The sequence below is a fragment of the Kribbella sandramycini genome, from assembly GCF_013131805.1.
Classification (GTDB): Bacteria; Actinomycetota; Actinomycetes; order Propionibacteriales; family Kribbellaceae; genus Kribbella; species Kribbella sandramycini.
The window spans coordinates 62835-75935 of sequence record NZ_JABJRC010000012.1 but is presented as its reverse complement, the minus strand read 5'-3'; the positions used below and the strand labels follow the sequence as shown (position 1 = coordinate 75935).

The following is a 13101-nucleotide window of genomic DNA, read 5'->3' as shown; positions in this document are numbered from 1 at the left end:
CCCCTGTGGACAACTACTTGTTGACCGCGGCCTTGAGGGCCTCGACGCGGTCGGTGCGCTCCCAGGTGAAGTCCTCGCCGGTGCGGCCGAAGTGGCCGTTCGCGGCGGTCTGGGTGTAGATCGGGCGGAGCAGCTCCAGGTCGCGGATGATCGCGGCCGGGCGCAGGTCGAAGACCTCGGCGACGGCGTCGGCGATGGTGGCCACCGGGACCTTCTCGGTGCCGAACGTGTCGACGTAGAAGCCGACCGGCGCGGCCTTGCCGATCGCGTACGCGACCTGGCACTCGACGCGGTCGGCCAGGCCGGCCGCGACGATGTTCTTCGCCACCCAGCGCATCGCGTACGCCGCGGACCGGTCGACCTTCGACGGGTCCTTGCCGGAGAACGCGCCGCCACCGTGCCGGGCCATGCCGCCGTAGGTGTCGATGATGATCTTGCGGCCGGTCAGACCGGCGTCGCCCATCGGGCCGCCGACCTCGAAGCGGCCGGTCGGGTTCACCAGCAGCTTGTAGTCGGTCGAGTCGATGTCGAACTGCTCGAGCACCGGGTCGACGACGTGCTTCTTGATGTCGGGCGACAGCATCGACTCCAGGTTGATGTCGGCCGCGTGCTGGCTGGAGACCACCACGGTGTCCACCCGGACCGCCTTGTCGCCGTCGTACTCGACGGTGACCTGGGTCTTGCCGTCGGGGCGCAGGTAGGCCAGCGTGCCGTCCTTGCGGACCTCGGTCAGCCGCGCGGACAGCCGGTGCGCGATCGTGATCGGCAGCGGCATCAGCTCCGGCGTCTCGTTCGACGCGTAGCCGAACATCAGCCCCTGGTCACCCGCCCCCTGCAGGTCCAGCTCGTCCTTCGAGGCGTCCGAACGCGTCTCGTACGCCGTGTCGACCCCCTGAGCGATATCCGGCGACTGGCTGCCGATCGCCACCGACACACCGCACGACGCGCCGTCGAACCCCTTCAGCGACGAGTCGTAGCCGATCTCCAGGATGCGCTTGCGCACGATCCCGGGAATGTCGACGTATCCCGACGTGGTGACCTCGCCGGCCACCACGACCAGGCCGGTCGTGACGAGCGTCTCGACCGCCACGCGGCTCTTCGGGTCGGCCGTCAGCAGCGCATCGAGAATGGAGTCGCTGATCTGGTCAGCGATCTTGTCCGGGTGACCCTCGGTCACGGACTCGGACGTGAAAAGGCGCCTGCCCACAATTCTCCCTCGGATTCCTCTTGTGCCGCGCAGCCGGCGTCGCGACCGCACGATCCCCCCATGCACCGGCGGATGGCGATGCATCTTCGGCGAGTATGCCAGCAGTTGCCGCCGGAGTCCCGGGAACGCTCCGAATCCGACCACGATTCGAGAACCGTGACCGCATTCTGGACAATCCGGAGATTTCAGGCGTGTGGGCCGACCGTGATCTCGCCGACGGTTAGGGTACCCTTACCGCCGAGGATCGTCGACACCCGGTCCACCTCGGACTCCAGCAGGGCGAGCCGGCGGCGCGTCATCCGGACCAGCGGCTCGACGGTCACCCGCAGGTTGCGGCCGCTCTTCTTCTGGTGCCAGACGCCCGCGACCGAGCCGTCAACCAGCAGCAGCGGGTAGTTGCCCGCCTGGCCGCGGTTGGTCGCCCGCTCGAAGACCTTGCCGGGGAAGACGAGCTCCCGGGGGAAGCAGCCGACGCCGTACGCGTCGAAGTACGGGAGCAGGTGGACGCCCTCGACCGGCTCGTCGGGGAAGTCGTCGTCCCCGGGGGCCAGGTAGCCGAACTCGGTCTCCGGGAGGCCTTCGAAGTACGGCTTGACGAAGGTCGGCGTCGTGCTCAGCCAGCGCGCGAAGTGCTGCGGGGTGGCCGGGCCGTAGGCGAGCAGGTACCGCCTGAGCAACTCGGGGAGCGCTCTCTCGCCGTCCAGCGGGACGAACGGCGCCCGGCGATGCGGGTTCGCGTACGTCGTCGTCCGGCCGCGGTTCTTGCCGTAACAGAGCACGCCGGCGTTGGCGGCAGCCGGGATCATCTGCCGCCAGCGCGGCCAGTACGTCTGGAACGCGGGCATGACCAGATCGCCCGCCCAGGAGCCGGTCCTGCGGACGACCTCGACGGACAGCTCGTCGATGCTGAGATCGGCCTCGGAGAGCGCTCCCCCGATGGCCTCGACCACCTCTTGGCGCTGGGCGGCCGTCATCCGCATGTTCTCCGGCGCCTGGGGGCCGGACGGGAGCGCGGAGAGCGCTCCCGTCCAGATCGGGAGGTCGTCGAAGGGCAGCAGGTGCACGGTGCCACGCGGGCCGAAGGTCTTGACCAGACCGGCGTCGTCCTGCACGGTCTCGCGGGTCGCATCCTGGACTCGCAGCGCGACCGAGGTCTCGCCAGCGGAGAGGATCTGCGCGTGCGCCCCGCACATCGCCCGGACGGCGTCGACCGGGTTCGTCGCGAGGTGGGTCAGATGATGGCGGCGCATCCGCCGCGCGACCACGGCCGGCCAGGTGATCTCCATACCCGCGACCTTAGGGCGAGTAGCGGTCAGGAATTGTCCTCACGCTGTTTCTCCAGCTGACGACGTTCCTTGCGCTCGGCCTTCAGCCGGCGGCGCTCGGCCTTCGTCACCTTCCGCTGGACGCCGACGCCGCCCCAGAACGAGAAGCCGGTCACGACGACCCGCGGAGCACCCGCTTCGCCGATCCCGGACGCGCCTTGTTCGAACCCGCCCATGACGCCGATCCCGCGGACCTCCAGGTCGACCTCCGGCGAGACGATCACGGTGATCCCGCCGAGCAGCGCCACACAGCGGATGACGGTCTCCGGCGCTTCGAAGTTCGCCTCCCGCAGGTCGATCGTCCCGCCGCCCAGGAGGGCGAAACTGGTGAACCGCTGGGCGATCGTCCAAACGCCTTTGCGTTCGAAGCCGCCGAGGATCGCGATCCCGGTGCCGGAGGTCGGGCGGCCGCCGATCCGCGGGCTCACCGCGGCCGGCGCCTGCGGGACGAGCTCCTGGTACGTCGCGGTCTGCTCGACTCCGACCGGGAGGTCGTGCACGAGGTGCTCGAGTTCGCCGTACGTCCGCGCCGCCTGCGCCTCCTCGAGCCGGGACTCGAACTCACTCAGCCGCAGCCGGCCCTCCACCAGCGCCTCCCGCAGGATCTCCGCAACCCGCTCCCGATCGGCGTCGGACGCACGCAACCCGGAACGAGCAGGCACCGCAGGCGGTTCGGCAGGAGGTGGCGCAGACATACCCCAAGCCTAATCACCAACAGCACCCCAGTCAGACCCCACGACCCAGCCCGCTCGGCGGACGTCGGGTGAGAGCAGGTGGGCAGTCGGCGGGATGTCCAGCGGAGGTTGGGGCGAGAGCGGCCGGCAGGTGACTCGGCGGAGGTGGGGTAAGAGCAGGTGGGCAGTCGGCGGGTTACTCGGCGGGGGTTGGGGTGAGGGCGGCGCAGGTGCGGAGGTTGTTGAGGCGGGCGCGTTCCTGGTCGCGTTCTGGGGCGGAGAGCGCTCTCGGACGGCGCGTCTCGGCGTCCATTTCGGTGGGGACGAAGGTGCGGCTGACGACGGTGCGGGCGCGCAGGGTGAGGCGGAGGACGCCGCCGCGCCAGGTCTCGGGCACCGGCAGTTCGCCGCCGAACAGAAGGTTGCCGAGGTTGTAGGCGACGTAGGTGCGGCCCAGGTAGCCCATGCCCTGGAGGACGTGGGCGTGGGCGCCGAGGATGAGGTCGGCGCCGGCCGCAGAGAGATCGGCAGAGAGCGCTCTCTGCTGCGGCGTCGGACAGCGGTCGAATTCGGAGCCCCAGTGCGGAACGACGATCACCAGGTCGCTGGTCCGCCGCGCCCGGCGTACGGCGTCGACGGCCTGGCGGTGGTCGATCGCGATCGCCAGCCCGGGACGACGGGGCCCGGCGGCCCATTCGGTCGCGAGCTCCTCGACCTGGTTGACGCCGATCACCGCGATCCGGATGCCGCGGATCGTCGTCCGCCAGGGTGCGAAGGCCTGGGTGCTGTTCAGGCCCGCGCCGAAGGTCGGCAGGCCGAGGCGTTTGGTGATCGCGAGGGTGTCGGTCAGACCGCGTTGGCCGTAGTCGAGGGTGTGGTTGTTGGCCAGGCTGACAGCGTCGACCCCGGCGGCTTTGACGGCGGCGACCGCGCGAGTGTCGGTGCGGAACAGGAAGCGCTTCTGGGCTGCCGTACCTCGACCGGTGATCGCGGTCTCCAGGTTGACGATCGCGACGTCGGCGTTCGCCAGCTCGGGAGCGGCGTCGCCGAAGGCCGTGGCCGGGTCGTCGTCGAGCAGGCGCTGGGTCTGGTTGTGGAAGTTGACGTCGCCGCCGAAGGCGATGGTCAGCTCCGGGCCTTCGGCATCCACGGGCGGGTCGGGTTGGAGGCCGCCGGCTGTGCAGGCCGATGCCGCCAGCAGGACCAGGACGATGAGCAGGCGGCGCATCAGCGATGCCTTCCCTGGCGGACAAAAGGTCGCTCGAAGAGCAGGTGGATGACGTACGCCGTGATCAGTACGGCGGCCGTCGTACCGGCGAGCAGGAGGTACTTGTTGCCTCGATCGCCGAGCCGCTGGAAGACGATGAAGCCGATCTGCCCGTGGATCAGTGCGAGTGGGTATGTCGTCGCGGCGAGCGCGGCCAGGCGGCGTCCCGTCGTACCGGGTGTCAGATGCAGCGCCGAGGCGAGGAGGACCCAGAAGAACACGACGATCAGCCCCGTGACGACGGCTGGGTGGATCGTGGCGTGATAGCGCTCGCTGAGTTGCTCGGCGTACTGGACGCCGCGGTAGATCGCGTTGAGCTGGCAGAGTCCGAGCAGCGCCAGCCAGGAGCGGCTCGGACCGAAGCGGTGGATCATCGCGAGGGCCATTCCGGCGATGAAGTAGTGCGCGTACTGCGTGTTGAGGACAAGGTCGGCGCGGATCGGGAGGAGGCCGAGCTCGAAGACCGCGGTCAGGCCGAGCCAAGCCCAGGCGATGACCGCGACCCGGCGCGGGGTGGCGACGAAGAACAGCAGGACGGCGACGATCAGGTAGAACCGGATCTCGGCCCAGAGGGTCCAGTAGCCGGGGTCGACGTCGGGGAGTCTGGCCAGCGGGTTGAGCATGGTCAGGTTGGCGGCGTACTGGAGGCCGCCGATCGGGTACCGGCCGGCGCCGAAGAGGACCGAGACCACGGCGGTCAGCGACAACGCGACCCAGTACGCCGGGAAGAGGCGAACGGCTCGGGAGCGGAGGAAATGCCCGGGTGTCTGGCTCCAGGCGCTCTGGAGGATGACGAAGCCGCTGATCAGGAAGAACAGGTCAGCGCCGAGGTACCCGTACCGAGCGATTGCCGCCGGCAACGCGAACCCCAGCGGAGACTGCACCTCGGCGTACCCGGAGAACACGTAGTGATGCAGCAGCACCGCACCCGCGGCTCCCACCCGCAGCAGATCAACCGCCGCACGCCGGCCACCCGGCAGATCATCAGGCCGGCGCCGCCGAGCACCCTGCGCACGCACCCGCGCACGCACAGCCCCCGACCCAACAACCGGCGACTCCACCGACCGCACAACCACAGACATGCAGAAGCCCCTCCGACGACAAAACCGTCACTGAGGGGCTTACAGACTTCTGCCGGGACCCTGACTATAACCGCCTCCACCCACCCCCAACCCACGAGGCTCCACCGCCGCCCCACCAACCCACGCCGCGCCCGCCGCCAGCCCAGGCGGACCGCCAGCACTCAGCTACTCGCGCCAAGGCTGCCGACACGCCGTCGAGCACGGCGTGTCGCGGGGTTGTCGAGCAGTTGGCGAGTGGGGGCAATCCGGCGAACAACGCCAGGTGGCACCTCCTCGGCAGTTCTAGGGGCGGGGAGACGCCCGCCGCCAGCTCAGGCGGCTTCGCCGCCGCCAGTTCCAGGGGGACCGCCGCTGACGGTCAGCTCCAGCTCAGGCAGACCGCCGCACTCACCTACTCGCGGAGCAGGCAACGGCACGCCGCGGGAAGGCGACGCGCGGTGGGTGGGCGGAGAGCAGCGTGCCGTGGTGACGCGGAGCGCAGCGCGCGGTGGGCGGCGGAGGGCCGCGCGCGGGGCGGCAGAGGGCCGCGCGCGGTGGGCGGGGCGTGGTCGGCGCGCGGTGGTAGAGCGAAAGGCAGCGCGCGGTGGTGACGCGGACGGCGGCGCTCGGTGGGTGGGCGGAGAGCAGCGCGCCGTGGTGACGCGGAGCGCAGCACGCCGTGGAGGCGCGGAGGGCGGTGGGTGGGGTGTGGTGGGCGGGGGTTGGGGTTAGGGCCAGTAGGTGGCTACTAGGTTCCAGATGACGCCGGCTAGGGCGTCTTTGGAGCCGGAGGGGACGGGGAGGGCGGTGCCGGCGCGGTCGAGGATGACGGCTTCGTTGTTGTCGCTGCCGAAGACTTTGCCGCCGGAGACGTCGTTGACGACGAGGAGGTCGCAGCCTTTGCGTTCGAGTTTGGCGCGGCCGAGGTCGAGGACGGAGTGGTCGGCGTCGCCGGTTTCGGCGGCGAAGCCGACGATGATCTGGCCGGGGCGGGCGCGGTCGTGGGAAATGGTCTGCAGGATGTCGGGGTTCTGCACGAGGTTGACCGCGGGGACGGCGCCGTCCGCGGTCTTCTTGATCTTGTGCTCGGCGACGTCGGACGGGCGGAAGTCGGCGGGGGCGGCCGCCATCACGATCGCGTCGGCGTCGGCGGCGCGGCCGGTGATCTCGTCGTACAGGTCGCGGGTGCTGGTGACGGGGACGACCTGGACGCCGGCCGGGTCGGGGAGCTCGGAGTTCGCCGCGACCAGCGTCACCTTGGCGCCGCGAGCGGCGGCGATCCGGGCCAGCGCGTAGCCCTGCTTACCCGACGACGAGTTGCCGAGGTAGCGGACCGGGTCGAGGTGCTCACGGGTACCGCCGGCGGAGATGAGGACGTGTTTGCCGGTCAGATCCGCGACCGCTTGCCCCGCGGCGCGGGCGGCCTGGTCGGCGAGCATCAGCTGGCTGATCGCGAAGATCTCGGACGGCTCGGGCAGCCGGCCGCGGCCGGTGTCCGCGCCGGTCAGGCGGCCGACGGCGGGCTCGAGCACGGTGATCCCGCGGGAGCGCAGGGTGGCGACGTTCGCCTGGGTCGCCGGGTGCTCCCACATCTCGGTGTGCATCGCGGCCGCGAACAGGATCGGGCAGCGCGCCGTCAGCAGGGTGTTCGTCAGGAGGTCGTCGGCCAGACCGTGCGCGGCTTTGGCGATCAGGTTCGCCGTGGCGGGCGCGACGACCACCAGCTCGGCCGCCTTCCCGATCCGCACATGCGGCACTTCCTGGACGTCGTCGAACGGATCCGGCGTCACCGGCTGCCCCGACAGCGCCGCCCACGTCGCCGCGCCGACGAACTCCAGCGCGGCCGCCGTCGGCACCACCCGCACACTGTGCCCGGACTCCGTCAGCCGCCGCAGCAGATCGCAAACCTTGTACGCCGCGATGCCCCCACCGACACCCAGCACCACATTCGGCTTGGCCTTGGTCACAGACGACTCCTAGGTCGAGAAGACGGAGGCCACACCAGCCCCCGCACCAGAGCTGGGAACGACGACACTCCCGCCGGGAAATACCTCAGCCCCCGGGGCCGCGATGGCCTCGGGGGTGGGGAATGACGAGCCGGGTGCGGGCATCAGCGGTGTCCGGCGCCGGCTCGGGTCATCAGGGGTTGTTAGGCGGTCTTCTCCGCGGCGGCGGCTTCAGCCTCGGCCTCGGGGTCGATATCGGTGCAGGTCAGGACGCCCTCGTTGATCTCGCGCATGGCGATCGAGAGCGGCTTCTCCTGGACGTGGGTCTCGACCAGCGGACCGACGTACTCCAGCAGGCCTTCGCCGAGCTGGGAGTAGTAGGCGTTGATCTGCCGCGCACGCTTGGCCGAGTACAGCACGAGCTTGTACTTGGAGTCGGTGTGGGTGAGCAGGTCGTCGATCGGCGGGGAGGTGATGCCGATGGCGACGGGCTGGTTGCCAGACAAGTTCAGCTCTTTCCAGAGATGTGGGGTGATCGAATCAACTTTACCAAGTGATCGGCCGCCTCCCGAACCGAGGCGTTCACGATCGTCACGTCGAACTCCTTCTCGGCGGCCAGCTCGAGCGTCGCGGTCTCCAGCCGGCGCTCCCGCTCCTCGGCCGTCTCGGTGCCGCGGCCGACCAGCCGGCGGACCAGCTCGTCCCACGAGGGGGGCGCCAGGAAGACGAAATGCGCCTCCGGCATCGTCTCGCGGACCTGGCGGGCGCCCTGCAGGTCGATCTCCAGCAGCGCGGGCCGGCCCTCGGCCAGCTTGTCGAGCACCGGCTGCTTCGGCGTCCCGTAGCGGGCGGCCTTGTGGACGACGGCCCACTCCAGCAGCTCGCCGGCCGCGATCATCCGGTCGAACTCGTCGTCGGAGACGAACAGGTAGTGGACGCCGTGCACCTCGTTCGGCCGGGGTTTGCGGGTCGTCGCCGAGACCGAGATCCAGATGTCCGGGAAGCGCTCCCGGATATCCGCGGCGACCGTGCCCTTACCGACCGCGGTCGGGCCGGCCAGCACGGTCAGCCGGGCCGGCTGCGGCCCGTCGGTGGCGGGCGTTGCCGCCGGTGCGTTGGTCATGTTCTCCGGGAGCCTGTCTCCAGCCACAGTCATGGTCACACCAGTGTCCAACGAGCCGGGGAGGATTTCGGTCCGGCTCACTCGGCGAATTCGCGCATCAGCGCGGCGATCTGGTTCGACCCGAGGCCGCGCACGCGGCGGGTCTCGGAGATGCCGGCGCGCTCCATGATCTGCTGCGCGCGCACCTTGCCGACGCCGGGGATGCACTGCAGCAGCGCGCTGACCCGCATCTTGCCGATCACGTCGTTGGTCTGCCCCTCGTGCAGCACCTCCGTCGGAGACGCTCCCGAGTGCCGGATCCGGTTCTTGATCTCGGCTCGTTCACGCCGCGCCGCCGCGGCCTTGTCCAGAGCCGCCGCTCGCTGCTCCGGGGTCAAAGAAGGAAGTGGCACCGTTTCACCTGTCCCGTTGTCTGGCTTCGCAAGGGAACCTAACACGGCTCCGGCCGGCCATTGAACGCGAGCAGGTCAAGTCTCAGTTCAGCTTCGGGACGTCGACCTTGCAGGCGTCCTTCGCGTGCGTGGTGATCGCCTTGTACGCCGTGATCACCGGACCGGTCTGCTGGCTGAGCCGCGCCAGCTCCACCCGGTCCGAGCCGGCCTTCTGCGCCTTCTCGGCGAACGTCACCACGACACCCCAGTCGTCCTTGACGTCAGCCGGCGCGCTGTCGCGCAGCTTCTTGGCGTCGTCGAGGATCTTCACGTAGTCGGCCGCGTTGGTCGGGTCGACCTGGGTCGCGCTGGCGGCGTAGCCGGCCAGGTCGACGCAGTACGCCTGCTCTTCGGTGCAGGCGGTCAGCAGGGTGGTGCCGGCCAGCAGGGTCACGACGGTGGCGATGGTGGTCCGCATACCGCGAACGCTACCGGTCGTGACCAAAGGATCCGAAACGGATACTTTCCGACACCACCCGTGCTGTTGTGCTTACGGGTTGTTCAGGTCGATCTTGCAGGTGTCCTTGGCGTGCTTGGCGATCGCCGCCGAGGCCTCGCCCATCTTCTGGCCCTCGGCCTTGCTGAGCTCGGTCAGCTTGGCCGTGTCACCCTTGGCGTCCTGGGCCTTCTTGGCGTACGCCGTCAGCGTCTTCCAGTCGTCCTTGAGGTCCGACGGAGCCGACTTGGAGACCTTCTCGGCCTCCTTGAGCGCCTTGCCGACCTGGTCGGCGTTCTTGGCGTCCAGGTTCTTCGCCGACTTCGCGTACGACGTCAGCTCGGCGCAGTAGTCCCCGCCCGAACAAGCCGTCAGAGCGACCGCACCCATCGTCAACGCCGCCGCGAGGGCGCCCAGCTTCCGCATCGCATTCCTTACTGTCTGGCGCGGGAAGCTCCGTCACTTCCCGTCCCCGACACCATCCCGAACAACCGGGTCATCACGTCCGCACGGCACGCCGTGAACAACGTCGCACCCGCCGACTGGAACCGCTCCGTGATCTGCCGCGTCAGCGCGCGCCGGGGAGCTCGACCCCGCAGGTCTCCTTGGCGTGCTGCTCGACCGCGCGTGAGGCCGTCGCGTTCTTCCTCGAACAGCGCGCGCAGCGCGGTCTCGTCGCCGGTCGCCTCGCGGGTCGCGTGGGTGTAGTCGAGCGTGACCTTCCAGTCGTCGGCGACCGTCGTCGCGGCGGCTGCCGTTCGCATCGCAGCGTCATCGCGGACGGCGGCGGGTGGTCGAGACGGCGACTGCGTTCGCGGCGACGATGACGCCGATGGCGATCCAGTCGGGGACGGCGAGTTGCTGGTTGAGGACGACGTACCCGACGAGGGCGGCGAGGACGGGGTTGACGCTCATGAACACGCCGAAGAACTGCGCGGGGACTCGGCGGAGCGCGAGGACGTCGACGAGGAACGGGACGGCTGAGGACAGGACGCCGGCGACCAGGGCGTAGCAGATGGCCGCGACGGTCGGCGGGTGCTGGTAGAGCACGAAGGCGCCGACCGGGACGTACGCCAGCCCAGAGACCGCGGCCGCGGCGCCCGAACCGGTCGCTCCGGGCAGCTCACGGCCGACTGTGCGGTTCAGCAGGATGTAGCAGGCCCAGCACACACCTGCGAGTACGCCGAACGCCACACCGAGGTAGTCGGTCGTCGCCTGCGGCCGCGTCAGCACCAGCACCGCAGGCGCCGCCACCAGCGCACACACCAGGTCGACAGCCCGCCGCGACCCCAGCAACGCCACCGCCAACGGCCCCAGAAACTCCAGCGTCACCGCCAGCCCGAGCCCGACCCGATCAATAGCTGTGTACAGCGACACATTCATCACCGCGAACACCGCCGCCAGCCCCAGCACCAACCGCCACTGCCGCCCACTGAACTCCCGGAACCGCGGCCGCCCCACCGCCACCAGCACAACCCCAGCCATCCACTGCCGAACCGCCACCACCCCCACCGGCCCGATCACCGGAAAAGCCTGAGCCGCCACCGATGCCCCCACCTGACTCGACAACCCACTCCCCAACATCAACAACACGCCTTCCAGCCGCGCCCGCCGGTCAGTGGAGGCGGCAGCAGGCGCGGCGTCAGGCACGGGAAGGAGAACTGGAGCTGGCGGGGTGGTCATGGGGTGAGGGTGCGCTGGTTGGGTGGGAAGGGCAAATGCGGTGGTGGGGGATCTATACGGTGGGGGTATGGATGTGGAGGTTCGGCAGTTGCGGTGCCTGGTGGCTGTGGTGGAGACGGGGACGTTCACGGATGCGGGGATCGAGTTGGGGGTGAGTCAGGCGGCGGTGTCGCGGAACGTGTTGGGGCTGGAGGGGCGGCTGGGGGTGCGGTTGTTGCATCGGACCAGCCGGTCGGTGACGCCTACCAGTGCGGGGGTGCGGGTGTTGGCGCGGGCGCGGCAGGTGCTGGCCGAGGTGGACGAGTTGGTACGGGAGGCGACGAGCGGGCACACGCGGTTGCGGGTCGGGCATGCGTGGTCGGCGCTGGGCCGGCATACGGCGGAGTTCCAGCGCAGGTGGGCGGCTGAGCACCCGGGTGTCGAGCTGCAACTGGTGCGGACGAACACCGCGACGGGCGGGCTGGCCGAAGGCCTGTGCGACCTCGCCGTCGTCCGCGCGCACCTGGACCTGCGCCGGTTCGCACACATCACCATCGCCCAAGAGGACCGGTACGCCGCTCTCCCGGCAGACGACCCGCTGGCGGGCAAACGGACCGTCACCCTCGACCAACTCCGCGACCGCGTCCTCAGCATCGACCGCCGCACCGGCAGTACGACGCTCGATCTCTGGCCCGAAGGACTGCGTCCGCGCGTCGAGTACAACCAAGACGTCGACGACTGGCTCACCGCGATCGCATCCGGCCGCTGCGTCGGCGTCACCGCCCAGGCGACCACCACGCAGTACCGCCGCGACGGCATCGTCTACCGCCGCCTTCGCGACGCTCCCCCGGTCGACGTCCACCTGATCTGGCACCGCCAGGACCCGCACCCCGCCACGCAGTCCGCGGTCGCCCTCCTCACGAGCCTGTACGGATGACGTCGTCCAGGTAAGTCGTGACGCGACGCCGATCGACCGGCTTCCACAGCTGATCGCGGATGCGATCCACCCCACCAACCGGCCAGCGCCGAAGGATCGCCTGCACCTCAGGATCCGAGATCGTCCCAGAGAGCGCTCCCGGAAAATCTCCCCACGCCGTCGGGAACGGCCGCCCGAACATCCGCTCGAGCCCGAGCTCGACCGGCGCAGTGATCCCACTCCGATTGAACAACTCACCGACCGCCCGATACGCGACCAGCAACGCCTGCTCGCGATCCTGCCAATTGCCCGTACGCAACACAGCCTGCAACAGCGGCGCCAAAGCCGGCCCACAGCTAAGCCGCGCGAACGCCGTACCGAACCATTTCGCGTACGGCGCGTACTGGCGTTCGATCAGAAAACAAACCCGCATCAGCCCCTCGACCAGCCGGGCCGCGACCAGCCCCGAGCCGAGCTCATCGCCGACATATCCGGTCCGGCCGACATGATTCAGCTCCGGATGAACCCGCCACCACGCGCTGATCAGCAGATAGCGCCAGACATCGTCGGGGTAGTACGCGAGCCGATCGCGAACCGCCTGCACCCCGAGCTCGTCATGAAACATCGCGCCGGCGGTCAGGATGCCCAGATGCTGCTCCGGCACGGTGAACCAGTCCTCGACCCGCATCCCCGCCGCCGGATCGAAGCCCAACTGCTCGACGAAGAACTCTTCGCGGGTGTACGGCTCGACCAACGCCGGCCGGCCAAGGAACTCCCCCGGCACCTCCAGCCCGACCGCCGCCGGCTCCGCGACGAACAGCACGACGCGCGCCTCGCAGTTGTGGTCGGTCGACATCTCGTCGTCGAACCCGAGCACCTCGGACCCGCGACCGAGCAGCCCCGCGCTGTGCGGAACCCTCAACTGCGGCCCAACGACCTCGGTGTAGAAACGCCGGCACAATTCGATCCCCGAAATTCCCATGCCAGCGAAGATCGCAGACCCGCACCACCAATTTCAAGACAACTGCAAAAAAGGCGCGAAATTCATCGCGC

General features: G+C 69.6%; 15 protein-coding genes. 1 reads left to right on the top strand and 14 read right to left on the bottom strand.

Annotated elements, in window-relative coordinates; all coding sequences use genetic code 11:
• Positions 1-13: 13 nt before the first annotated feature.
• From metK to HPO96_RS39355, 13 genes are all read right to left on the bottom strand, one after another.
• A complete protein-coding gene (metK, locus tag HPO96_RS34730) occupies positions 14-1207 on the bottom strand; it encodes a methionine adenosyltransferase (RefSeq protein WP_171678716.1) in 1194 nt (397 codons plus the stop codon).
• A gap of 185 nt (positions 1208-1392) precedes the next feature.
• Positions 1393-2493 carry a winged helix DNA-binding domain-containing protein gene (locus tag HPO96_RS34725; protein ID WP_171678715.1) on the bottom strand — a complete coding sequence of 367 codons (1101 nt, stop codon included), beginning with the start codon at positions 2491-2493 and terminating at the stop codon, positions 1393-1395.
• Positions 2494-2519: 26 nt separating this feature from the next.
• Positions 2520-3227, bottom strand: a complete 708-nt coding sequence (locus HPO96_RS34720) for a DUF1707 SHOCT-like domain-containing protein (protein WP_171678714.1) — start codon at positions 3225-3227, stop codon at positions 2520-2522.
• A 175-nt stretch (positions 3228-3402) separates the two neighbouring features.
• On the bottom strand, positions 3403-4434 hold the full coding sequence (locus HPO96_RS34715; RefSeq protein WP_171678713.1) for a CapA family protein: 1032 nt from the start codon (positions 4432-4434) through the stop codon (positions 3403-3405).
• Positions 4434-5555, bottom strand: coding sequence for an acyltransferase family protein (locus tag HPO96_RS34710; protein ID WP_171678712.1), 1122 nt, complete (start codon positions 5553-5555; stop codon positions 4434-4436). Before HPO96_RS34710 ends, HPO96_RS34715 begins: the two co-directional genes overlap by 1 nt.
• A 707-nt stretch (positions 5556-6262) precedes the next feature.
• Complete coding sequence (gene coaBC, locus HPO96_RS34705) at positions 6263-7501, bottom strand: bifunctional phosphopantothenoylcysteine decarboxylase/phosphopantothenate--cysteine ligase CoaBC (RefSeq protein WP_337796926.1); 1239 nt, start codon at positions 7499-7501, stop codon at positions 6263-6265.
• A gap of 182 nt (positions 7502-7683) precedes the next feature.
• Positions 7684-7986 (bottom strand): DNA-directed RNA polymerase subunit omega, encoded by a 303-nt coding sequence (gene rpoZ / locus HPO96_RS34700; RefSeq protein WP_132166639.1) that lies wholly within the window; start codon positions 7984-7986, stop codon positions 7684-7686.
• 2 nt (positions 7987-7988) lie between these two features.
• Entirely contained in the window at positions 7989-8603 is a 615-nt protein-coding gene (gene gmk, locus HPO96_RS34695; protein WP_238355837.1) for a guanylate kinase, read from the bottom strand.
• Between the two features lie 77 nt (positions 8604-8680).
• Entirely contained in the window at positions 8681-8995 is a 315-nt protein-coding gene (gene mihF / locus HPO96_RS34690) for an integration host factor, actinobacterial type (RefSeq protein ID WP_171678710.1), read from the bottom strand.
• Positions 8996-9077: 82 nt separating this feature from the next.
• Positions 9078-9452 carry a hypothetical protein gene (locus HPO96_RS34685; protein ID WP_171678709.1) on the bottom strand — a complete coding sequence of 125 codons (375 nt, stop codon included), beginning with the start codon at positions 9450-9452 and terminating at the stop codon, positions 9078-9080.
• A 72-nt stretch (positions 9453-9524) separates the two neighbouring features.
• On the bottom strand, positions 9525-9896 hold the full coding sequence (locus HPO96_RS34680; protein ID WP_171678708.1) for a hypothetical protein: 372 nt from the start codon (positions 9894-9896) through the stop codon (positions 9525-9527).
• Between the two features lie 8 nt (positions 9897-9904).
• Positions 9905-10234, bottom strand: a complete 330-nt coding sequence (locus tag HPO96_RS34675) for a hypothetical protein (protein WP_171678707.1) — start codon at positions 10232-10234, stop codon at positions 9905-9907.
• A gap of 7 nt (positions 10235-10241) precedes the next feature.
• Complete coding sequence (locus tag HPO96_RS39355) at positions 10242-10994, bottom strand: EamA family transporter (protein WP_475422018.1); 753 nt, start codon at positions 10992-10994, stop codon at positions 10242-10244.
• A gap of 226 nt (positions 10995-11220) precedes the next feature.
• Between HPO96_RS39355 and HPO96_RS34665 the strand changes: the two genes are divergently transcribed.
• Entirely contained in the window at positions 11221-12069 is an 849-nt protein-coding gene (locus HPO96_RS34665; RefSeq protein WP_171678705.1) for a LysR family transcriptional regulator, read from the top strand.
• Here the strand turns inward: HPO96_RS34665 and HPO96_RS34660 are convergent.
• Positions 12050-13030, bottom strand: coding sequence for a DUF4037 domain-containing protein (locus HPO96_RS34660; protein WP_171678704.1), 981 nt, complete (start codon positions 13028-13030; stop codon positions 12050-12052). The genes HPO96_RS34665 and HPO96_RS34660 overlap by 20 nt on opposite strands.
• Positions 13031-13101 lie beyond the last annotated feature (71 nt).

Excerpts from the sequence above, each read along its gene's own strand:
- HPO96_RS34725 (WP_171678715.1), bottom strand. The coding sequence starts at position 2,493 with ATGGAGATCACCTGGCCGGCCGTGGTCGCGCGGCGGATGCGCCGCCAT.
- HPO96_RS34720 (WP_171678714.1), bottom strand. The coding sequence starts at position 3,227 with ATGTCTGCGCCACCTCCTGCCGAACCGCCTGCGGTGCCTGCTCGTTCC.
- HPO96_RS34715 (WP_171678713.1), bottom strand. The coding sequence starts at position 4,434 with ATGCGCCGCCTGCTCATCGTCCTGGTCCTGCTGGCGGCATCGGCCTGC.
- HPO96_RS34710 (WP_171678712.1), bottom strand. The coding sequence starts at position 5,555 with ATGTCTGTGGTTGTGCGGTCGGTGGAGTCGCCGGTTGTTGGGTCGGGG.
- gmk (WP_238355837.1), bottom strand. The coding sequence starts at position 8,603 with ATGACCAACGCACCGGCGGCAACGCCCGCCACCGACGGGCCGCAGCCG.
- HPO96_RS34685 (WP_171678709.1), bottom strand. The coding sequence starts at position 9,452 with ATGCGGACCACCATCGCCACCGTCGTGACCCTGCTGGCCGGCACCACC.
- HPO96_RS34680 (WP_171678708.1), bottom strand. The coding sequence starts at position 9,896 with ATGCGGAAGCTGGGCGCCCTCGCGGCGGCGTTGACGATGGGTGCGGTC.
- HPO96_RS34675 (WP_171678707.1), bottom strand. The coding sequence starts at position 10,234 with ATGCGAACGGCAGCCGCCGCGACGACGGTCGCCGACGACTGGAAGGTC.
- HPO96_RS34665 (WP_171678705.1), top strand. The coding sequence starts at position 11,221 with ATGGATGTGGAGGTTCGGCAGTTGCGGTGCCTGGTGGCTGTGGTGGAG.
- HPO96_RS34660 (WP_171678704.1), bottom strand. The coding sequence starts at position 13,030 with ATGGGAATTTCGGGGATCGAATTGTGCCGGCGTTTCTACACCGAGGTC.